This is a genomic window from uncultured Thiothrix sp. (assembly GCF_937876535.1).
Taxonomy (GTDB): Bacteria; Pseudomonadota; Gammaproteobacteria; order Thiotrichales; family Thiotrichaceae; genus Thiolinea.
In genome coordinates, this window is sequence record NZ_CALFHZ010000031.1 from 18,132 (window position 1) to 36,703 (window position 18,572).

An 18,572-nucleotide genomic window follows, 5' to 3' on the forward strand; every position below is an offset into this window, starting at 1 on the left:
TATGGATTTAGAGGTATTTGAGCGTTATCAACATTATTTGCAGAGCGAAAAGCGTTATTCGCCTCTAACTTTGTCTGCCTATCAACAAGATTTAGGTGATTTTGTTAAATGGTTAGAGCAGCTCAAACACGCACCTGCCGTTACTCAAGTCAAAGCTTTCCATATTCGTGATTGGATTAGTGCTTTGCGGCGGCGCGGACTCGAAGGCCGTAGTTTGCAACGCAAGCTATCTTCCCTGCGCCGCTTTTATCAATTTCTATTACGCGAAAACTTAGTTAACTCTAATCCTTGCTTTGATGTACCTGTCCCAAAAACACCTCGACATTTACCCGAAATTTTAAATGCCGATCAGCTGGAGTATTTGCTAGCGGCTGATCCAGAAGGTGCTTTGGAGCTGCGTGATTGCGCGATGATGGAGTTATTTTATTCCTCAGGTGTGCGCTTGGCAGAGCTTGTTGGTTTAAATGTGAATAATCTAGATTTAAACCAAGGCATGATGCGCGTCTATGGTAAGGGCGGTAAGGAACGCGATGTACCCATTGGGCAACAGGCAGTTGAAGCTTTGCGAGCTTGGTTAAGCGTGCGCTCTGATTTATGCGATAGCGAAGAGCAAGCTTTATTTGTTAGTCAGCAGCGGCGACGCATTAGTATGCGTAATGTCCAATCACGACTTATTTATTGGCAGGAAAAACGTGGTCTAGTGCAACGTTTGCACCCACATAAATTACGCCATTCTTGTGCCAGTCATTTATTGGAGTCGTCCAGCGATTTGCGCGCTGTGCAAGAATTACTGGGTCATGTCAATATTGGCACAACCCAGATTTATACTCATTTAGATTTTCAGCGGTTGGCTGCGGTTTATGATAAGGCTCATCCGCGAGCGCATAAAAAACCTTAGATTAGAGTGGGTTAGGAGGCATTACTTTGGGAGCCTCATAGAATACATAATCAGTTGAGTAGTCGCTAATTTCAAAGTAAACATAACTTTCATTGTTATCTGCAACACCATTTAGATTGGCATCTAAATAGCCATTACCAAACCGATAGGGACGATCAGAATTAGAGTCGGTACCTGTTGCTGTGCTCAATTTGTCGATTTTAACAAAGCGTCTCATCAATTTGCCGCCACTATAGACTTCTAGTACGCCATTAGTGCCTGTCCAGTTGTTAATGGCTCGCCCAATTTGGTTTTGAGTTTCTTGGGTGCAGCCCACCATTAACAAGCTAGCAGCAGACAGGGTTAGCAGTGCTTTACTGATACTTCGCATATCCAGACTCTTTGGTTATTTGGAAAGTATCAGTTTAGCAGCTCTTATTGATACCCCAAAATTCGCGCCATTCTTAAGTCGTTTTTATCCATTGCGATGTCAATTGGAGTTTTTTGACCTGCATCACTGGTTTGAACACGAGGGTTTGCACCCGCTTGAATCAAATAGTTAGCAACATTCGCATGACCAAAACGCACTGCATGATGTAAAGCCGTCCAACCATTGCTAGTACGTGCATTAATGCTAACACCGCGTTTTACTAAAAAATCAATAATTTGCATGTGTCCACGTGCAGCAGCGGCATGAATAGCTGTTTCACCATAACGGGTGGTAATGCGTGGATTTGCACCTTGGTTGACGAGATCCATAACCATACTTAAGTTACCAGCTAGAGCAGACAACCATAATTTCTCGTCTAGATCACGTTGACTCATTTGTGGTACAGGTGTTTTATCCACAGCAACAGTAGGCGCTGAGCTGGCTGCATTGGGTAACACCGAACCAGCCGTTGAACCTGAATCATAGCGGTAACTAGAACGCATGACTGTGGCAGGAGCAGTGGCTACAGCAGGTTGCACAACAGCAGGTGCAGCTGAAGGTGCTATCACAATAGGTGCAGGAGCCGGGGTAGGTGTTGCAGCGATGGCCTTTGCAGCTGCAGCTACTGTAGGTGCACCAGAAGACCAAACATCGGCAGGTTCAGCAAAAGCTGTACCGACTGAAGCGGTAACTAAAAGCGCCGTTACCGATAAGCGTAAATGTGTAGTTTTCATAGTTTTCTTACATATATATTTGGTAGTGGGTTAGGAAATGACGTGCGGTACGTCCACTGTATCCCCCTCGTTCGCCTGCAAAACTTAACGCTTCCTCATGTAAAGCATTACGATCGACTTGTTTGCCTTTAAAAAGCTGATCAATAATCGCTAAATAAATTTCTTTATCCATGACCTCAAAAGAAAGTGACAAACCAAATCGATCTGCTAAGGAAAATTCAGCATCTACCTCACTTTGTGCTAAATCGGTGCGTAAATCTCGATTAAAATTAGCAGCAAATTGTGCGGGTAATAAACTACGGCGATTCGAAGTAGCATAAATCAGCACATTAGTTGGGGGCGTTTCGAGTGCTCCCTCCATAGTGCTTTTCAGTAAACTGTATTCGCGTTGTCCCTCTTCAAACGTCAAATCATCACAATAAAGGATAAAATGATGATGATGCTCACGCAGGTCATCAGTAATATCCGGAAGTAAGTGAAGGTCTGCTTTGGGTATCTCAATAATCCTTAAACCATAGCTGTGGTAACGGGTCAGTAAAGTCTTAATTAGTGAGGTTTTACCGACGCCTCGTGCTCCCCATAAAAGAGCATGACTTGAAGGCTTTCCGCGCAGAAAGTTCTCAGTATTTTTGTATAACAAGGCTTTCTGCTCATCAATGCCTAGCAGGCTATCCGGTGCGATTAACTCGACCTGAGTAATTGGCTTCAGGAAATGTCGGTTGGATCGCCACACAGCTGCGATCGTTGAGCGCCAATCTATGCCTGTTTTACCAAATGCCATACCTTCTCCTTGACAGGATTATTACCCCATCATTCCAAAGTTTAGTTGTTAATGTAAAAAGTTGCCGTTAAAAGGTTTTTAGTGTTTTAAAATGAGGGGGAATCATTTTAATGCATACTAAAATTAGGGCAGCTTCTAATACAGAACACTCGAAGCTTCAGGTTGTGGAGCCTGCTAGCTACTGACTTGAATGAATCTACGCTTAATTTATTTGCACATTAACAACTTTGTAGCTTTTCCGCAAAAGTTTATATTACCCAACAGAATATAAACGAGTGAATCTGTATAAACGTTGACATTGAGCTAATAGGAGGAAAATCGTGGACGAATTAGAGAAAAATCAGCGACATAAGGAACGCATGCAGCGCAAAAAGGCGGCAATTGATGCCAGTATTGCGCAAGCTAGTCAGGAAAAAGGTGTATTAGTGTTGCTTACAGGCAACGGAAAAGGTAAGTCCAGTTCTGCTTTTGGAATGGTAGCAAGAGCCTTAGGGCATGGGATGAAAGTAGGTGTTGCTCAGTTTATTAAAAGTAGAACGGATACGGGTGAGGAAGCCTTTTTCAGTAAACAAAATAATGTGGAATGGCATGTCTTAGGGGATGGTTTTACTTGGGATACGCAAGATCGTGCTCAGGATATTGCGACCTCAGAGCGCGGCTGGCTGATTGCAGAAAAAATGCTAGCTGACCCTAGTTATGATTTAGTCGTGTTGGATGAGTTGACCTATTTAATTAATTATAAATATCTGGATGCAGAACGTGTGTATGAGGCCTTAGAACATCGACCTGCTAGGCAACACGTGGTGGTAACAGGGCGAGCAGCAGCGGCCGAGTTACGTGAGTTAGCGGATACCGTTTCTGAAATCAATGATGAAAAACATGCTTATCGTGCCGGTGTGCAGGCACAAAAGGGTGTGGATTTATAAGCTTAGCGCAATTCCGATTAGCCAAGCTGCTTCGCCAAATTCGACACAAGCACCGGCTGTATCTCCCGTACAGCCGCCTATGCGTTGTAGCATTAAACGGCGCAGCAACCAAAAGCTAAGCAAGGCTAAGACTAAGCCTTGCCAAGCTAACCAACCGGCTATTCCAATAACCAAGAGAACTAACCAAAAGGCAGGTTTTTCAGGCAAAGTTTTCACAGCAGCACTCGCCAAGCCACTAGCACGCACATATTCAGTGGTGAGAAAGAGTAACAAAACAAAATTACGTCCTAGTGCAGGTGCAAATAAAATCAGCCATACCAAATGATATTTAATTAATACAGTCAAAGCGGCAAATTTGAGTAAGAGCACGGCAACTAAGGCAATCGCACCGGCTGCACCGACTAAAGGGTCTTTTAAGATACGATGGGTTTTTTCCACATCGCCAAAGCCACCCAGCCACGCATCAGCGCCATCTGCTACTCCATCGAGATGTAAACCTCCGGTGATGGCTGCCCAAAGCACGGTGACCAGAGCGGCTAACACCAGTGGGTCAGCTTGAGGAAACAGCCAAAGAGGTAAGCATAAAAGCACCCCAATGACTAAACCGACTAGAGGGTAAAATAAGGTAGAACGCCCAAAATCCGAATCTGACAGCGTAGGTAAGTTAGGGATGGGAATACGTGTCAGGAGTGAGATAGCTAACAAGAATGCGGTGGTAAATTGTTTCAAGATATTAAGCGCTCCAAACCTAGACCATACACACTGCTAGTACCATCGGCATACACGCGAAAACGCACGGCTTGTCCATAAGCCAATTCAAACCGCAAAGTTTGTGCATAGCCAATCCCCAAGGTTCTAGCTAACAAAACGCGAATCACTCCGCCATGCGTGATCAATAACACTCGTTGACCGACATAAAGCTGAGTGAACTCAGCCCAAGCCTCAGTAACGCGCTGAATAAAAGCTTGCATACTTTCACCTTGTGGCGCGGTAAAACTCAGTGGATCAGACCAGAGTTGTTGTAGACCGGCTTGATCCATCTCCCAGATGGCTTGACTACTTTTCCCTATCCAACTCCCAAAATTCATTTCTTGAATACGTGGCTCAAGTTGTAAAGGAGCTGTACATTTTTCACTAAAATTTTTGGCAAATTGAGCGCAACGCAGGCTAGGTGAACTAAGAATTTGGTCAGGCTTATACTCAGTGGTTGCAGCTACTAATTGCTGCCAACCTGTCTCGCTTAAAGGCTCAGTGGAGGGCGCACAAAATAAATTAGGTGTTAATACCCGTCCATGCCGGAGCACATCAATTTGTGTCACACTCATTACAATTTGCCAGCCACTGCAGCTTCGGCAAAAGTCGCCATTTGATTATGTAATAGGCAAGCTTGTCTTAAGAGGGGCACAGCAATCGCGGCACCGCTACCTTCACCTAAGCGCAAATTTAAATCTAATAAAGGCTGCAAACCTAAGTTGGCAATCGCTTGTTTATGCCCACGCTCGGCGGAGGCATGCGAGAGAAACAGCCAGTCTTTCAGTGTTGGTTGTAAGTGCAACGCTACTACAGCTGCTGCGGTGGTAATAAAGCCATCCAATAAAATGGGTAAGCCTAATTGACCAGCACGCAGATAAGCACCCGTTAAAGCGGCAAGTTCAAAGCCACCCGCACAACGTAACCACGCTAAAGCGTCCTCTGAGCAGGCTGCATGACGTTGCAGAATACGTTTGATGACTTGCGTTTTATGCGCAATCCCTGCTGAATCTAAGCCTGTACCAGCGCCCGTCATGGTCTCTGGGCTAAGCTTCAGTAAAGCACAATATAAGACTGTAGCAGGCGTGGTATTACCAATGCCCATTTCGCCGCCAATGAATAAATCTGCACCGCTGGCAGATGCACGTTCAGCAGCTTCATAGCCTGCTTGTAGCGCTAGTTGCAATTGGGCTTGCGTCATCGCTTCAGTTTGCGCGCTATTGGCTGTACCGTTTCCTGCGCGTTGAATGATTAAACCATTTCGAGCAGGTAGTGGTTCCAGAATACCAGTATCAACAATTTCTAAGTCAGCCTGTAAGGATTTTGCGAGCACACTAATGGCAGCGCCGCCTTGCAGGAAATTTGCCACCATTTGCTGGGTGACGGCTTGGGGGAAGGCGGAGACACCTTCTGCAACTACACCATGATCACCAGCAAAAATACTGATATGTACACGATCAATGCTCGGGTATTCGCGTGCTTGGAGTCCGGCCAAACGAATAGCTACTGCTTCTAAATCGCCTAAAGCTTGGGGAGGTTTAGTCAGTTGTGTTTGACGGAGGCTTGCCATTTCAGTCATGGCTTGATTCGGGGTAACACAAGGCGCAGTCAGCCAATCCATAAGCTATCCTAGTGGAAGTAAATTTTGCATGTTGGCAGCTTACAGCCCTGAAAGCAATGTACCGTTGAGTAACCGTTTTAGTGTGAAAAATTCTGCTATAGTTGTCTGTTGATTTTTTAGGATTGAGGAGTGGGAATGCCAACACTGATGGTTCAGGGTTGTACCTCGGATGCCGGGAAAAGCACCTTAGTCGCTGGCTTATGTCGAGTTTTTAAACGGCGTGGACTCAAGGTCGCCCCCTTTAAGCCGCAGAATATGGCTTTAAATAGCGCAGTCACGGCGGATGGTGGCGAAATTGGCCGTGCCCAAGCCTTACAAGCCCAAGCAGCGGGCCTTGCACCGACCGTGCATATGAATCCGATTTTGCTCAAACCCAATACAGACACTGGCGCGCAAGTGATTTTGCAGGGCAAAGCACTGGTGAATTTAGAGGCTTTGGCTTACCACTTGTATAAACCTAAAGCAGCTGAAGTGGTGTTCGATTCTTATCAGCGTTTGGTGGATGACTACCCCTATATTATCGTTGAGGGTGCAGGTAGCCCCGCGGAAATTAATCTGCGCGAAGGCGATATTGCCAATATGGGTTTTGCGGAAGAGGTCGATTGCCCAGTGATCTTAATTGCAGATATTGACCGTGGTGGGGTCTTTGCGCACTTAGTAGGTACACTCAAGCTACTCTCTGTAACCGAGCAAGCACGGGTTAAAGGCTTTGTTATCAACCGGTTTCGGGGCGATATTGGCTTGCTAAAAGGCGGCTTAGATTGGCTAGAGGCGCATACTGGCAAGCCAGTTTTAGGAGTCTTACCGTATTTGCATGGTTTGCATTTAGATGCTGAAGATGCCATACCGGAGCAACAAAAATCTAAAGCGCGCTTTCGCGTAGTCGTACCGGTATTGCCACATATTAGCAATCACACTGACTTCGAGCCGCTACGTTTACACCCACAAATTGATTTTCGCTATGTGCGGCATCATGAGCCGATTCCCGCTGCCGATTTGATCATTCTTCCGGGCAGTAAAAACACTGGTTTTGATTTGAAATGGCTTAAATCTCAAGGTTGGGAGGCGGCTATTCAAAAGCATCTACGCTATGGTGGTAAGCTGATTGGTATTTGTGGCGGCTTACAAATGCTGGGAACCGGTATTTATGATCCACATGGGATTGAAGGTGCTGAATCTTATCATCAAGGTTTAGGGTTATTGGAGCTTGAAACCGTTTTGCATCCGCAAAAGCAATTAACCAATCGTCATGGGACTTTGGCCTTTGACCCAAACATTCAGCTCCAAGGTTATGAAATTCACTGTGGGATAAGTGTAGGCAAGGCCTTAGATCAACCCGCTACTTACTTAGAAGGCGAAGCTGATGGTGCTTTGTCTAAAGATGGGCAAATCTTTGCAAGCTATCTACATGGCTTATTTGACGAACCGGCTGCATTAACTGCGCTATTAACTTGGGCTGGCTTAGCAGTAGAACAAACTATTGATATTAATGCGATTCGTGAGCAGCAATTGGAGCGTTTAGCCGATACCCTAGAGCGAGATTTGCAGATTGAACGCATCCTAGGTTTAATGCATTGAGTTATGAGTGAGCTTAGCAGTGGAGGAATTCATGCAAGTATTCGGAATTACACCTGAAGGTCAAACTATTCATCGTTTTGAATTAGCCGGTGGAGGTTTGAATGCGCGCGTGTTGACTTGGGGTGGCATTCTGCAAGATTTGCGTTTGGAGGGTGTGCCTTATTCTTTAGTCCTAAATTTTCCAGATTTAGCGGGCTACTTAAATTCTACCGCTTATATTGGCGGCAATGTCGGGCGCTTTGCCAATCGGATTGCTCATGGACGTGCCTCGATTGCAGGGCACAGCTATCAACTCGATACTAATTTTTTAGGTAAACATTTACTGCATGGAGGGAGTGCAGGTGCTGATCGTCAGGTCTGGACTGTCACAGCTTACACAGAAAATAGTTTGAGCTTAAAGTTAGTTTTAGCAGATGGGCAGATGGGCTTTCCAGGGGAACTGACCGTGACCCTGCATTACCGTTTATTAGCTTCTGCCTGTTTAGAGCTGGAGTTTTTAGCCTCGACTACCGCACCTACACTCTGTAATTTTGCGCATCATAGCTATTTCAATTTAGATGGCACAGATAGTATTCAGAATCATCATTTGCAAATTCAGGCTGAGCACTATTTGCCCGTTGATGCAGAGGCCATTCCAACAGGTGAAGTGGCCTCTGTACAAAATACTGCTTTTGACTTTCGCGAGCTTAAGCCAGTTAATTGGCAAGGCTCTAGCTACGATCATAATTTTTGTACAGCTCACTCCCAACAAATCCTACGACCAGTCGCTTATCTCCAAGGACAAAAGGGAATAAGGATGCGCTTAGCAACGACCGAGCCTGGCTTGCAATTCTATGATGGTGCGCATTTAGATGTTTATCCTGCTTATGCAGGCTTAGCTTTAGAGCCACAAGCTTGGCCAGATGCGCCCAATCATGCGCATTTCCCCAGTGCTGAACTTGAGCCGAAGCAGAGTTATCGGCAGGTGACTCGATATTGTTTTAGTCAAGTATGAAAGCACCTAAGCTTTTAGAGCATGTAGGTTAGGAAGGAGATAGGGGTTAATCTATGCCCAAAACCAGTGGAATTTATCGCAAACTGGTCAAAGTATTTGTTCTGCAAATGCTATTTATTAGCGCGATTACGGTTTTGGGTGTGTATATTGCTGCCACGATTGTGGAAAAAGTGATGATTAAAACCGCCTTAGAAGGCGAGGCGATTCATTACTGGAATCTATTACAACAAGACCCTAATCATCCTACCCCCGACACAGATAATCTGATGGGTTATATAGCCAAACAGGGGGATTATCGCCATGTGCCTGCTAGCTTAAAGGCTGTACCTTTGGGGTTTAGGCGGATTAGTTTTGAGGGTCGCCATCCGATTGTATATGTGGAGGAAAAACAGGGCGACCGTCTGTTCTTGGTGTTTGATGAACAAAGTGTGGGCAAACTATCGTTCTATTTTGGTGTTGTGCCATTAAGTCTTGCCTTGATGGTGATTTATGTATCAGCATGGTTAGCTTATCGTTGGTCGAAAAACAGTTTGTCGCCCTTGGTGTCGCTGGCGCAAACCGTGCGAGACTTTGATGTGCGCCGTGATCAACCGGATGCCTTAAAGTTAGAGGGCTATAATCAATTAGCGCTGAATGATGAGGCACGTATTCTGGCCGATTCGCTACAAGAATTTACCCAGCGCCTGAAGCGTCAATTGGAGCGTGAGCGCGCCTTTACCCGCGATGTTAGCCATGAGTTGCGCACACCCTTAGCGGTGATTCGCGGTTCATTGGAACTATTGGAAAAGCAAGCGCAAGAACCCTTGCAGCGACGGGTGATTGAGCGGATGCAAAGTACCAGTGACGACATGCTGTCCTTGATTGAAACCTTATTGTTACTCGCGCGGGAAGAAAATCATGCCGCCGAAGAAAATGTCTTAGTCAATGAGTTAGCCGCCGCACTCTTAGAGCAAGTCACGCAAACTCATCATCTCACTCAACAGCAAGTTCGTTTGCAACTCAAGGCTGAGTATCATTTAGTGGTGCAAGCGCCACGCCAAGTATTGAATATTGTCTTAGGCAATCTGCTGCAAAATGCCTGCAATTATACGCCCAAAGGCAGTGTGACTGTGCATATTCAAGCCGATGCAGTAGAGGTATGTGATACCGGCTTAGGGATGAGTGAAGCAGAGATTATTGTCGCGCAGCAAGCCTTTGAGCGCTTACCGAAAACCCAAGAAAAACAAGGTTATGGCTTAGGTTTGGATATTGTGAAACGCTTGTGTGAACGTTATCAGTGGCAGCTTTCTATTCAAAGCCAACCTCAACAAGGGACTTGTGTTAAGGTGCGTTTTGCACCGGCGCAAATAAACGCAAGCCAACGCCTTTAACCGTTTGAATCAGTTCGGCTTGAAACGGTTGGTCGAGCGCTTTGCGTAGATTATAAATATGGCTGCGTAACGAGTCGGTATCAGGGGTATCACTCCCCCATAACTCATTATGTAGCTGTTCGCGACTCACCACTTGCGGCGATTCACGCATGAGAATACGTAGAATCTTAAAACAGGTCGGTGACAAGATGACTTCCTTACCTTCGCGCCACACTTGTTGTGTGCCGGTATCTAACACTAAATCGCCCCATTGCAAGCGTTTTGGCGCAACCTCCCCGCGATAACGTTTGATTAAGGCTTTGAGTCGAGCCACTAACTCTTTGTTATTAAAAGGTTTAATTAAATAATCATCCGCGCCTTGCTCAAAACCCGTGAGTCGATCATCCAGTTGATCACGCGCCGTGAGCATTAGAATAGGAATATCAATCGCAAAGTGCTGACGTAGCTGGCGGCAGAGTTCAAAACCATCCATTTCAGGTAGGTTAATATCTAATAAAATCGCATCGTAAGTGTTAGTGGTGGCAAGGTGTAAACCTTGTAAGCCGTGGGCAGCATAGTCTACCTCAATCTGCTCACTATTGAGGTAGTCGATGATGGTTTGTGCCAGTAAACGATGATCTTCAACCAATAACACTAACATGGGTGCTGCATGACATTCAGTGGGGATGATAGTGTTATAGTAGGGCGGATTTATAATTTTTCAAAACTCAAGACTAATTCACCCACTTTGAAGCCAAATTTAGTCATAATCGCACGGTTTAATAACACATTATTGCTGCTTAAGAACATCCAATCATCTAAATCGACATTAACCGTGCGACCTTTGTAGGGTACTTGGAGGGTATAAGTCCAATTAAACACATTGCCATTGATCTTGCCCTGTGCTTCGCCTACCACGTCTGCTGCACCGCCTGTGTATTGATTCGCACCGACTTTTTTAATCGTCCACAGCCTTTTACTGCGTTCACCATCGGAAAACACAAAGGATTCATCTAAAACCAAGGTTTGCGTTTGTGCATTCCATGTACCGAGAATATCGGCGACAAAATAACGTTGTGGTGCACCACTGCGATCTAATAACACGCCATGTGCGCGGGTTTTACCATTGAAATAGTCTTCTAATAATAGTTTTTCGTCATTCGTCGGGGCTTGTTCAAGATTGAGATGACTACAACTACTCAGTCCTAACATAACAATTACTCCTGTAATTACGATAAGCCAGCGTTGATAGAGCGATTTCATAAGGACTCCTGTTTAGGGATGGGCGGCTTGAATCAATTGGGCGCGTATCTCTGGATGACTGGTACGCGGGGACAACCAAATTGCTAAAAACTGTTCGGCAAAGGCAGGATCATTCACCCGCCCTAGCACTTTGCCATTGTGATAAAACTGATGTTGTTGGGCAGACGGCATATACAAGGCTAAACGATCACCGGTTTGCACATCAGGCAATAAGGCGGCTAAGTCACTTAACCATGCTTGGCGTTTTTCCTCAGCTACCCCTAAGTGTTGCCATTGTTGATCGGTGGCTTGCAAAATCCACTCAGACTTAATTTTTCGTGCATAGCTTAATTCCAAATAAAGCGGGTATTTGCGCTCTTGATATTCGCCAGTCGGGGTTTTTAGAGTGGCTTGATACAGTGGAAAACCCCACCATGTCATGGTAGCCTCACCCACAGGTTTTAAGCGTTGTGGATTAGCTTGTACTGTAGCGCCAAGTAGCAACAGACTAATGATTAAAGCCTTCAAATAATTAAGATATTGAGGTTTGTACATCCATGAATCTCCTCTCTAAATAAGTCATCGCATACATTAAACTGGGCAACAGCAACGCCCACATCACTGTAATCCAGAACAAACTGTTCCAAAGAGTTGTTTCAAACTGTAAAGCACCCAGCTGTGCAGCGGCGTAATAACTAGAGGCTGCCCCTAGTGCACCGATCAAGGCTTGCCAATAGATTGCGAGGTGTTTCAACCAGTGCAAACTCCATGACAGACTCCAAATCACCCCAACCCATAAGCCCAACATCCAAAGCGGAACGCGATAAGCACTATTAAAACTCAATAGTTGGCTCTGTACCCACACCACATCAGTCAGATAACCTAATGGTGCTAATAAGAGTGCGCTAATTAAAGCTAAACGACGCTGTGGAAATAACATGAGATGCAGCAGTAATAAAGCTAAGATCGGCAAGCCTGCTTGATCACGCTGTAAGGCGATCAGCCACCACAGGGCTTGAAACCACAGCGCGTCAATCCAAACATAAGGTCGGGTGTTCATAAGCATACTCAGGTTGATCTGCGACCAAATGCACCGTACTGATTAGGCGTTCACGGAAACCGCCTTCGCAGTAATGCAAGTAGAATTGCCATAAACGATAAAATGCATGATCTAAGCCCAGTGCGGCGAGTTGATCTTGTTGAGCTTGTAAGTTGTGTGACCAGAGTTTCAAGGTATGCGCATAGTCCAAACCCATGTCATGCAAGCCGGTAATTTTTAAACTGGTATGACGCATGATCTGTTCACTCATCGCATGAATCGACGGCAAGAAACCACCAGGGAAAATATAACGTTGAATAAAATCAGCTTGATGGCGATAACGATCATAACGTTGATCGGCAATGGTAATCGCTTGAATCAATAAGCGTCCGTGGGGTTTAAGTAAGCGCTGACATTGCTGAAAAAAGGTCGGCAAGTGTTGATGCCCGACGGCTTCGATCATCTCAATCGAGACTAATTTGTCATATTGCCCTGTCAGCTCGCGGTAATCTTGTTTGAGTAAAGTGATACGATCTTGCAAGCCTTTTTGGGCAATTAACTGCTGTACATAGGCATATTGCGCCTCTGAAATCGTGGTGGTGGTGACTTTCACCCCATAATGTTCTGCCGCATACACCGCCATGCCACCCCACCCCGTACCGATTTCTAATAAATGCTCATTGGGTTTGAGGGCAAGGCGTTGGCAAATGCTATCCAATTTATACACCTGCGCCTCATATAAACTCATTTCCGCCTTGGGGAAAATCGCACTGGAATACATCATGGTGGGATCAAGGAACAGTTTATAAAACTCATTGCCCAGATCATAATGCGCGACAATATTTTTCTTAGCACCCTGCTTAGAGTTGGGCTTAAAGGTATGGGCGATGCGATGCCCCCACTGACTGAAGAAAGAAAATCCATGATCCAGACGGTCTAATACTGCACGATTGCGAAGCAGTAAACGAATCACTTTGGTGACATCAGGGCTATCCCACCAGCCTTGCACATAAGTTTCTCCTGCGGCTAAAGAGCCACCACCAAGCAAGACCTTGCTATAAATCGCACGATTATGCACGCTAATATGCGCCTGTAGACCCTGTCCTTGTTGCCCAAAGGTATACAATTGCTCTTGATCCTGAATACTTAAATAACCGTGTTGCAGTTGGCTTAACAGCTTAAATAAGACTTTCTGCGCAACTTGATCACGCCAACGCAGTGATGTGTTTTCCTGTGTTAAGCTAGTCTCAACGGTTTTCATGGTGAACTCTCCTGTGTAGGACGCGCATAAGGAACATAAGGCACTTTTTTCCAATACAGCTTGGCAGCCTGCCAATAAATCGCTGCCACCGTTTTAATCGTCATCGCAGGGATGCGTAACCATTGGGTGCGTAAAGACTGTTGAGTCAAGGGCTTACGTTCCATTTGGAGCGTGGCATCAAATAGTTTTTGTCCTGATTTTTGATTGCTAATATGCAGTTGCAAGTGTTCAGTCAGCGCAGAAAAGCGCCAGTGATACTGCATATCTAAATTCATAAACGGGGAAACATGAAACTGTTTATCCATTGGTGTTTGGTGTTTGGCATCGATTAAATAATAGTGACGCTCATTCCACGGGGTATTGCTGACTTCCGCCAATAAATAGCGCAATTCACCTTGCTGATCATGGCAGTAATAGAAATTCACAGGGCTGAAATACACCCCCAAACAGCGCACCTGCCCTACGAATAACACCTTACCTTGTTGATTCACGCCACCTAAGGTTTCTACCTTTTGCCAAACCGCTTCACTAGTGAGTTTGCCATCCCGATACAGATAATCTTGGGTTCTAAAGCTCATCAATGCAGCACGATTGACCTTAAACCAGAAGCCTAAGCTCGGTAGCTTGTCTAGCTCATCCAAATCCAAGCAAAACAGGAAAATCTTATACTGAAAGCCATGCTTCACAGGCGTATGGCGAAAATGCCCGACCTCACCTGAATAAAGACAACTGTTTAAACTGGTGGTGGTACTCATGGCTGTACTCCTAAGTGCTGACACACCTCTAAGGCACTGCGCACGCCATCCTCATGGAAACCGTTATACCAATATGCCCCACAAAAATAGCTGTGTTGCTGACCTTGTAACTCAACTCTTCTTTGCTGAGCAGCGACCATGGCTTGACTAAACACAGGATGGCTATAGCAGAATTTTCGTAGAATTTTATTAGGATCAATCGCAGCGGTATTATTCAAAGTGACACAAAAGCTCGGCGCATCAGCAGGCAGGTTCTGCAAGATATTCATGCTATAAGTGACCGAGGCAGGCTTAGCCTTATTGCTATCTAGGTGATAATTCCAACTGGCAACAGCGGCAGGAATGGGCGGTAACAGCTTGGCATCGTGATGCAACACCACTTCATTGTCCCGATAAGGAATTGCGCCTAATACACTTTGTTCAAGCGCAGAAGCTTGTGCTAATAGCGACAAAGCCTGATCACTGTGGCAGGCAAAAATCACCTTATCAAAGTGTTGGCGTTCGCCGTTTTTAAATAGCAGTTCCACACCTTGCTCTGAACGCTGCACGCTTTGCACCGCCTGATTGACGTGTAAACGATCCTCTAAGCCACGGGTGAAGTAAGGAATATACTGTTTAGAACCACCTTGAATGGTATACCACTGCGGTCTGTCACTGACGTTTAATAAACCATGATTGTGGAAGAACTGAATAAAGAACTTAAGCGGAAACTGCTCAATCTCTCCCAAACTAGCTGACCAGATTGCTGCTGCCATCGGCAGAATATAATTCTCGGCAAAATAGGCAGAAAACTGCTGTTGCTGTAAATAATCGCCTAGAGTTAGCTCAGCAGGAATATCGGTGTCATATAAGGCTTTGCACTGTTTATTAAAGCGCAGAATATCTGCCAACAATCCATAAAATTTAGGGCTAAGTAGATTGCGTTTTTGCGCAAATAAAGTCGCGAGCGAATGCCCATTATAGATCAAACCGGTTTGTGCATTGCTAACGCTGAAACTCATTTCCGTGGCCTGATAAGGGACACCGAGCTTATCTAATAAGCCTTGAAAACGTGGATAGGTGCGGTCATTGAAGACAATAAACCCTGTATCAATCGCCCATGCCTTGCCCTGCAATTCGAGATCAATGGTCGCCGTATGCCCACCAATATACTCATTGGCTTCAAAGACTTGAATCGCATGCTGGGGATGCAGGGTATGCGCACAGGTCAAGCCCGCAATGCCTGAGCCAATAATCGCTATATTCATCATGTGCGTACCATCCTTTGCGCCAACCAGATTTTTAAACCATACGGCAGTTTGTTTAACAGACTGAGTGTGCCGACAAATAAGCGTGGTGGGTAAATCAGTTTTCTACGTTTTGCCAAGCCTTGCATCATCGCCTCGGCGGCTTGTTCGACCGAAATACGCATGGGCATAGGAAAATCATTCTTATCAGTGAGCGGGGTTTTTACAAAACCCGGGGTAATCAAGCTAACATCAATCTGATGCGCTTTGAGATCCACACTTAAGCAGGATGCGAGATAGTTAATAGCGGCTTTGCTGCTGCCATAAGCTTCAGCACGGGTAAACGGGAAAAAGGCTGCACTAGAACCCATTAAAGCCAATTGTCCGCCCTGTTTAATCTTGGCGTTAAAGGCTTCTAAGCAATAAGCCACGCTGAGCAGATTGGTACGGATTAGGTCTTCAAATAGCAAGCTGTCGAAGTGCAAAGCATCGTCAATATAGCGACTATTCCCTGCATTTAAGATAACCAAGTCCAGCGGATCGTTGAGCTGCTGAGCCGCAGCTAGCACTTGCTCGCGTTGGGTGGCATCGAAAGCTAAGCTTTGAATATGGGGCGATTGTTGGCTGAGTGCAGCGAGTTTTTCTTGATTACGCCCGCACGCCCAAACCTGATAGCCTTGAGCCGCATAATTCAGTGCTAATTGTTGCCCTATACCTGAAGTTGCACCTGTGATTAATACCTGTTTCATGCGGTTGCTCTCCGTTTTAAGAAACGAATCGCCGCACCCAGCAGGGGTACATGCTCATACAGCATCTGCCCCATATCCGCATAATCACGCTGGTAAGTGACTTTCTCGGCAAACTGTAAGTGGCTGACCCCATCAACTTGAATATTGTTGCCACTGTTTAAACGTGGGTGTGCGTAATCCATCTGCCACAAGACAAAGGCATTAGCATCAGTGGTATTTTCTTGAACCTGATGAATCGTGAAGCGGCAATAGCTGAGGTTGGTGTATAGATTGGCAAAATAAGCTTGTAAGGCAGCTAAGCCTTGCAGTTTGTGCCAAGGGTCTTGAAAGATCACATCAGGACTATAAGCCTCTGCTAAGCTTACGAGATTATCCTTGCCTAGTTGCTGGTAAACCCTGACAAAATCATCTAAGGCTGCGCTCATGCTGCGTCACACTCATGGTTTTAGTGAGAGTTACCGTAGCAAGGCTTATGTCAAAGTAACGTGAAGAGTGAGTGAGGAAGAGGGTTAAATTAGAATTCAGACATAGTGCCGTATTAAGTGACTTTGGCTGACTTGTTTAAACTTTGGGTTATTGTTTGAGGGGGTTTTTGCTCAAATGAATCGACCGTACCGTCGGGGTGCAGACTAGTAAAAGGGCTTGGAATAAGCTGAGGGTTCTCAGATGCCATTGCTACACAGATAATCAATAATCAGATACATAAATTAAATGGGTTCGGTATAGAAAGCCCTCTCCTTTAAGTAATGAGTTCTGAGGCTAATACCTTCTTGCGCACTTTAAGCTATTCTTGCTCTTCCCATGCGTCTTGTTTAATTAGGGTGAGATTTTTGAATTGCTAAGTTTTCAAAATCTGTGGCAACCCTGCAAGCATAAAAATCACTTGCTGCATTTGTGCGGCTAAACGCTGATGCAGGCGCCCTGCTTCATCGACATAGCGCCGGGTCAGTTCGCCTAAAGGTACTACCCCCAAACCCGTTTCATTGCTCACTAGAATCACCTCACTGTTTAGGTTAGGCAGTGCTGCGTATAAGGCATTGGTTTCAGCCAGTAACCGCTGCTCGCTCTCTTCGAGACAGAGTAAATTGGTAAGCCATAAGGTAAGGCAGTCGACTAATAGCAGACGTTCAGGTTGGGCATATTGTTCAAGCGTGGCGGCTAGAGATAAAGGTTCTTCAATCGTCAGCCACTCAAGCGGGCGGCTGGCTTGATGATGCCGAATGCGAGTTTGCATTTCTGCATCCTGTGCCTGTGCCGTAGCGATATACACCACTGATTTTTGACTTTGCAGGGCTAATTGCTCGGCATAGCGACTTTTACCCGAACGTGCACCACCAAGAATTAAAGTTTGCATAGGCTTAGTAAGTGTCATCAATCATCTGCGCAATATGCCAGAGACTCGGCACATATTCGACAGCTGCGCGTAAGGAGATATCCGACGGGTTAGCCTGCTGTTTTTTATACAAAGCATGATAAAAATTAGCATAGTTAGGCTTAATGCCTTTAGCTTTCAGCTCTTCCATTAAGCGCTTCACATTGCCAGCACCCCAGTTATAAGCGGTAATGGTTAGTAGCCAAGAATCAGATTCGGAATATTTTGCGACTTTCGCAAAATAGAAATAATACCGACGTAAATGCAGTTGAGCAGCTTGTGTACTTAGCGTCGCCTTGCTACGGATTGTATTCGCGCTAGATTTTTTAATTGCACTGGGCGCGTGTTCTAAGGTACGAATCTCATTCACAACTTCGGGCACCATTTGCCAATAGCCATAATCACCCGAAGGTGTGCCACTAGTCCCATGCCATTGCGATTCTAAATACGGAATCAACAGAATGGTCGCAGGCATTTGCTGTAAATCCACCTTCTTAATAAAGGCATACGAGTTGGCATAGGCACGTAAATAAGCATTACTGCCCTTGCTATCTCGCCAAGTAATATTATTTGCGACTCGTTTACTGACTTTCTGAAAGCTTTGCTTACCCTTACCGCTTAAAGAGTGACTCAAAAAATACTGAAATAAATCATGTTGATAAGCCGCTACATTACTCAAACTGGGTTTGGTTGGGGCAGGCAGCGCTTTTTGCCAATTCGCTCCTGCAGCTGCAGATAAGCTGGGCATAACACTTAGGCTGAGTAGGATTAAAGCGGTCGCAAGTGAGGATTTGGATAGTAAAGACATAAAGGTATCAGTGCTTATTGTAAGTAATGGGCGCTATTGTGCCTAAGTTTAGCTAAAAAGAAACAAAGTAGCGGTATTTC

General features: G+C 45.4%; 22 protein-coding genes. 5 read left to right on the forward strand and 17 right to left on the reverse strand.

Annotation, left to right across the window (positions count from 1 at the left end; translation table 11 throughout):
- Position 1: 1 nt before the first annotated feature.
- A complete protein-coding gene (xerC, locus tag Q0230_RS19440; RefSeq protein ID WP_298613521.1) occupies positions 2 to 898 on the forward strand; it encodes a tyrosine recombinase XerC in 897 nt (298 codons plus the stop codon).
- A gap of 1 nt (position 899) precedes the next feature.
- On the opposite strand, the gene Q0230_RS19445 is transcribed toward xerC, so the two are convergent.
- Genes Q0230_RS19445 through Q0230_RS19455 form a run of 3 tightly spaced genes read right to left on the reverse strand, consistent with a single transcriptional unit; the run spans position 900 to position 2,822 of the window.
- Positions 900 to 1,268 (reverse strand): hypothetical protein, encoded by a 369-nt coding sequence (locus Q0230_RS19445; protein ID WP_298613524.1) that lies wholly within the window; start codon positions 1,266 to 1,268, stop codon positions 900 to 902.
- Between the two features lie 44 nt (positions 1,269 to 1,312).
- The gene (locus Q0230_RS19450; protein ID WP_298613527.1) at positions 1,313 to 2,041 is read right to left on the reverse strand and encodes an ankyrin repeat domain-containing protein; all 729 of its coding nucleotides are present in this window, start codon (positions 2,039 to 2,041) and stop codon (positions 1,313 to 1,315) included.
- Positions 2,042 to 2,048: 7 nt separating this feature from the next.
- Positions 2,049 to 2,822 carry a DUF815 domain-containing protein gene (locus tag Q0230_RS19455; protein WP_298613530.1) on the reverse strand — a complete coding sequence of 258 codons (774 nt, stop codon included), beginning with the start codon at positions 2,820 to 2,822 and terminating at the stop codon, positions 2,049 to 2,051.
- A gap of 320 nt (positions 2,823 to 3,142) precedes the next feature.
- On the opposite strand from Q0230_RS19455, the gene cobO reads away from it, so the two are divergent.
- Positions 3,143 to 3,748, forward strand: coding sequence for a cob(I)yrinic acid a,c-diamide adenosyltransferase (cobO, locus tag Q0230_RS19460; RefSeq protein ID WP_367274154.1), 606 nt, complete (start codon positions 3,143 to 3,145; stop codon positions 3,746 to 3,748).
- Here the strand turns inward: cobO and Q0230_RS19465 are convergent.
- From Q0230_RS19465 to cobT, 3 genes are read right to left on the reverse strand one after another with little or no spacing between them, the layout of a single operon-like run.
- A complete protein-coding gene (locus Q0230_RS19465) occupies positions 3,743 to 4,477 on the reverse strand; it encodes an adenosylcobinamide-GDP ribazoletransferase (RefSeq protein ID WP_298613532.1) in 735 nt (244 codons plus the stop codon). The two genes, cobO and Q0230_RS19465, sit on opposite strands and share 6 nt — an antisense overlap.
- Positions 4,474 to 5,073: a histidine phosphatase family protein gene (locus Q0230_RS19470; protein ID WP_298613534.1), complete on the reverse strand. Its 600-nt coding sequence runs from the start codon at positions 5,071 to 5,073 to the stop codon at positions 4,474 to 4,476. The genes Q0230_RS19465 and Q0230_RS19470 overlap by 4 nt, the downstream gene beginning before the upstream one ends.
- On the reverse strand, positions 5,073 to 6,119 hold the full coding sequence (gene cobT / locus Q0230_RS19475) for a nicotinate-nucleotide--dimethylbenzimidazole phosphoribosyltransferase (protein WP_298613537.1): 1,047 nt from the start codon (positions 6,117 to 6,119) through the stop codon (positions 5,073 to 5,075). The genes Q0230_RS19470 and cobT overlap by 1 nt, the downstream gene beginning before the upstream one ends.
- A gap of 135 nt (positions 6,120 to 6,254) precedes the next feature.
- Between cobT and Q0230_RS19480 the strand changes: the two genes are divergently transcribed.
- The 3 genes from Q0230_RS19480 to Q0230_RS19490 are packed head-to-tail and all read left to right on the forward strand — an operon-like array spanning position 6,255 to position 10,061.
- Positions 6,255 to 7,697 (forward strand): cobyric acid synthase, encoded by a 1,443-nt coding sequence (locus tag Q0230_RS19480; RefSeq protein ID WP_298613540.1) that lies wholly within the window; start codon positions 6,255 to 6,257, stop codon positions 7,695 to 7,697.
- 31 nt (positions 7,698 to 7,728) lie between these two features.
- Positions 7,729 to 8,691 carry an aldose epimerase family protein gene (locus tag Q0230_RS19485; protein ID WP_298613543.1) on the forward strand — a complete coding sequence of 321 codons (963 nt, stop codon included), beginning with the start codon at positions 7,729 to 7,731 and terminating at the stop codon, positions 8,689 to 8,691.
- 53 nt (positions 8,692 to 8,744) lie between these two features.
- Positions 8,745 to 10,061, forward strand: coding sequence for a HAMP domain-containing sensor histidine kinase (locus Q0230_RS19490; protein WP_298613546.1), 1,317 nt, complete (start codon positions 8,745 to 8,747; stop codon positions 10,059 to 10,061).
- Here the strand turns inward: Q0230_RS19490 and Q0230_RS19495 are convergent.
- From Q0230_RS19495 to Q0230_RS19545, 11 genes are all read right to left on the reverse strand, one after another.
- Positions 10,012 to 10,701 carry a response regulator transcription factor gene (locus Q0230_RS19495; RefSeq protein ID WP_298613549.1) on the reverse strand — a complete coding sequence of 230 codons (690 nt, stop codon included), beginning with the start codon at positions 10,699 to 10,701 and terminating at the stop codon, positions 10,012 to 10,014. The genes Q0230_RS19490 and Q0230_RS19495 overlap by 50 nt on opposite strands.
- 50 nt (positions 10,702 to 10,751) lie before the next feature.
- On the reverse strand, positions 10,752 to 11,252 hold the full coding sequence (locus Q0230_RS19500) for a DUF3833 domain-containing protein (protein ID WP_298613551.1): 501 nt from the start codon (positions 11,250 to 11,252) through the stop codon (positions 10,752 to 10,754).
- A gap of 63 nt (positions 11,253 to 11,315) precedes the next feature.
- Positions 11,316 to 11,837, reverse strand: a complete 522-nt coding sequence (locus tag Q0230_RS19505; RefSeq protein ID WP_298613553.1) for a chalcone isomerase family protein — start codon at positions 11,835 to 11,837, stop codon at positions 11,316 to 11,318.
- A complete protein-coding gene (locus tag Q0230_RS19510; protein ID WP_298613556.1) occupies positions 11,815 to 12,342 on the reverse strand; it encodes a DUF2878 family protein in 528 nt (175 codons plus the stop codon). Before Q0230_RS19510 ends, Q0230_RS19505 begins: the two co-directional genes overlap by 23 nt.
- Complete coding sequence (locus tag Q0230_RS19515; RefSeq protein ID WP_298613559.1) at positions 12,314 to 13,582, reverse strand: cyclopropane-fatty-acyl-phospholipid synthase family protein; 1,269 nt, start codon at positions 13,580 to 13,582, stop codon at positions 12,314 to 12,316. Before Q0230_RS19515 ends, Q0230_RS19510 begins: the two co-directional genes overlap by 29 nt.
- Entirely contained in the window at positions 13,579 to 14,337 is a 759-nt protein-coding gene (locus Q0230_RS19520; RefSeq protein ID WP_298613562.1) for a DUF1365 domain-containing protein, read from the reverse strand. Before Q0230_RS19520 ends, Q0230_RS19515 begins: the two co-directional genes overlap by 4 nt.
- Complete coding sequence (locus Q0230_RS19525; protein ID WP_298613565.1) at positions 14,334 to 15,587, reverse strand: FAD-dependent oxidoreductase; 1,254 nt, start codon at positions 15,585 to 15,587, stop codon at positions 14,334 to 14,336. Before Q0230_RS19525 ends, Q0230_RS19520 begins: the two co-directional genes overlap by 4 nt.
- On the reverse strand, positions 15,584 to 16,312 hold the full coding sequence (locus tag Q0230_RS19530) for an SDR family NAD(P)-dependent oxidoreductase (RefSeq protein ID WP_298613568.1): 729 nt from the start codon (positions 16,310 to 16,312) through the stop codon (positions 15,584 to 15,586). Before Q0230_RS19530 ends, Q0230_RS19525 begins: the two co-directional genes overlap by 4 nt.
- Complete coding sequence (locus tag Q0230_RS19535; RefSeq protein ID WP_298613571.1) at positions 16,309 to 16,737, reverse strand: nuclear transport factor 2 family protein; 429 nt, start codon at positions 16,735 to 16,737, stop codon at positions 16,309 to 16,311. The genes Q0230_RS19530 and Q0230_RS19535 overlap by 4 nt, the downstream gene beginning before the upstream one ends.
- Before the next feature lie 413 nt (positions 16,738 to 17,150).
- The gene (gene cobU / locus Q0230_RS19540; RefSeq protein ID WP_367274155.1) at positions 17,151 to 17,684 is read right to left on the reverse strand and encodes a bifunctional adenosylcobinamide kinase/adenosylcobinamide-phosphate guanylyltransferase; all 534 of its coding nucleotides are present in this window, start codon (positions 17,682 to 17,684) and stop codon (positions 17,151 to 17,153) included.
- Complete coding sequence (locus tag Q0230_RS19545; protein ID WP_298613575.1) at positions 17,671 to 18,492, reverse strand: transglycosylase SLT domain-containing protein; 822 nt, start codon at positions 18,490 to 18,492, stop codon at positions 17,671 to 17,673. The genes cobU and Q0230_RS19545 overlap by 14 nt, the downstream gene beginning before the upstream one ends.
- Positions 18,493 to 18,572: the final 80 nt, after the last annotated feature.

What these genes read in the sequence shown, in the direction of transcription:
- Q0230_RS19455 (WP_298613530.1), bottom strand. Translation starts at nt 2,822, where the DNA reads ATGGCATTTGGTAAAACAGGCATAGATTGGCGCTCAACGATCGCAGCT.
- Q0230_RS19535 (WP_298613571.1), bottom strand. Translation starts at nt 16,737, where the DNA reads ATGAGCGCAGCCTTAGATGATTTTGTCAGGGTTTACCAGCAACTAGGC.
- Q0230_RS19445 (WP_298613524.1), bottom strand. Translation starts at nt 1,268, where the DNA reads ATGCGAAGTATCAGTAAAGCACTGCTAACCCTGTCTGCTGCTAGCTTG.
- Q0230_RS19490 (WP_298613546.1), top strand. Translation starts at nt 8,745, where the DNA reads ATGCCCAAAACCAGTGGAATTTATCGCAAACTGGTCAAAGTATTTGTT.
- xerC (WP_298613521.1), top strand. Translation starts at nt 2, where the DNA reads ATGGATTTAGAGGTATTTGAGCGTTATCAACATTATTTGCAGAGCGAA.
- Q0230_RS19470 (WP_298613534.1), bottom strand. Translation starts at nt 5,073, where the DNA reads ATGAGTGTGACACAAATTGATGTGCTCCGGCATGGACGGGTATTAACA.
- Q0230_RS19520 (WP_298613562.1), bottom strand. Translation starts at nt 14,337, where the DNA reads ATGAGTACCACCACCAGTTTAAACAGTTGTCTTTATTCAGGTGAGGTC.
- cobT (WP_298613537.1), bottom strand. Translation starts at nt 6,119, where the DNA reads ATGGATTGGCTGACTGCGCCTTGTGTTACCCCGAATCAAGCCATGACT.
- Q0230_RS19495 (WP_298613549.1), bottom strand. Translation starts at nt 10,701, where the DNA reads ATGTTAGTGTTATTGGTTGAAGATCATCGTTTACTGGCACAAACCATC.
- cobU (WP_367274155.1), bottom strand. Translation starts at nt 17,684, where the DNA reads ATGACACTTACTAAGCCTATGCAAACTTTAATTCTTGGTGGTGCACGT.
- Q0230_RS19480 (WP_298613540.1), top strand. Translation starts at nt 6,255, where the DNA reads ATGCCAACACTGATGGTTCAGGGTTGTACCTCGGATGCCGGGAAAAGC.
- Q0230_RS19450 (WP_298613527.1), bottom strand. Translation starts at nt 2,041, where the DNA reads ATGAAAACTACACATTTACGCTTATCGGTAACGGCGCTTTTAGTTACC.
- Q0230_RS19510 (WP_298613556.1), bottom strand. Translation starts at nt 12,342, where the DNA reads ATGAACACCCGACCTTATGTTTGGATTGACGCGCTGTGGTTTCAAGCC.
- Q0230_RS19500 (WP_298613551.1), bottom strand. Translation starts at nt 11,252, where the DNA reads ATGTTAGGACTGAGTAGTTGTAGTCATCTCAATCTTGAACAAGCCCCG.
- Q0230_RS19545 (WP_298613575.1), bottom strand. Translation starts at nt 18,492, where the DNA reads ATGTCTTTACTATCCAAATCCTCACTTGCGACCGCTTTAATCCTACTC.
- Q0230_RS19530 (WP_298613568.1), bottom strand. Translation starts at nt 16,312, where the DNA reads ATGAAACAGGTATTAATCACAGGTGCAACTTCAGGTATAGGGCAACAA.
- Q0230_RS19505 (WP_298613553.1), bottom strand. Translation starts at nt 11,837, where the DNA reads ATGTACAAACCTCAATATCTTAATTATTTGAAGGCTTTAATCATTAGT.
- Q0230_RS19485 (WP_298613543.1), top strand. Translation starts at nt 7,729, where the DNA reads ATGCAAGTATTCGGAATTACACCTGAAGGTCAAACTATTCATCGTTTT.
- Q0230_RS19525 (WP_298613565.1), bottom strand. Translation starts at nt 15,587, where the DNA reads ATGATGAATATAGCGATTATTGGCTCAGGCATTGCGGGCTTGACCTGT.
- Q0230_RS19515 (WP_298613559.1), bottom strand. Translation starts at nt 13,582, where the DNA reads ATGAAAACCGTTGAGACTAGCTTAACACAGGAAAACACATCACTGCGT.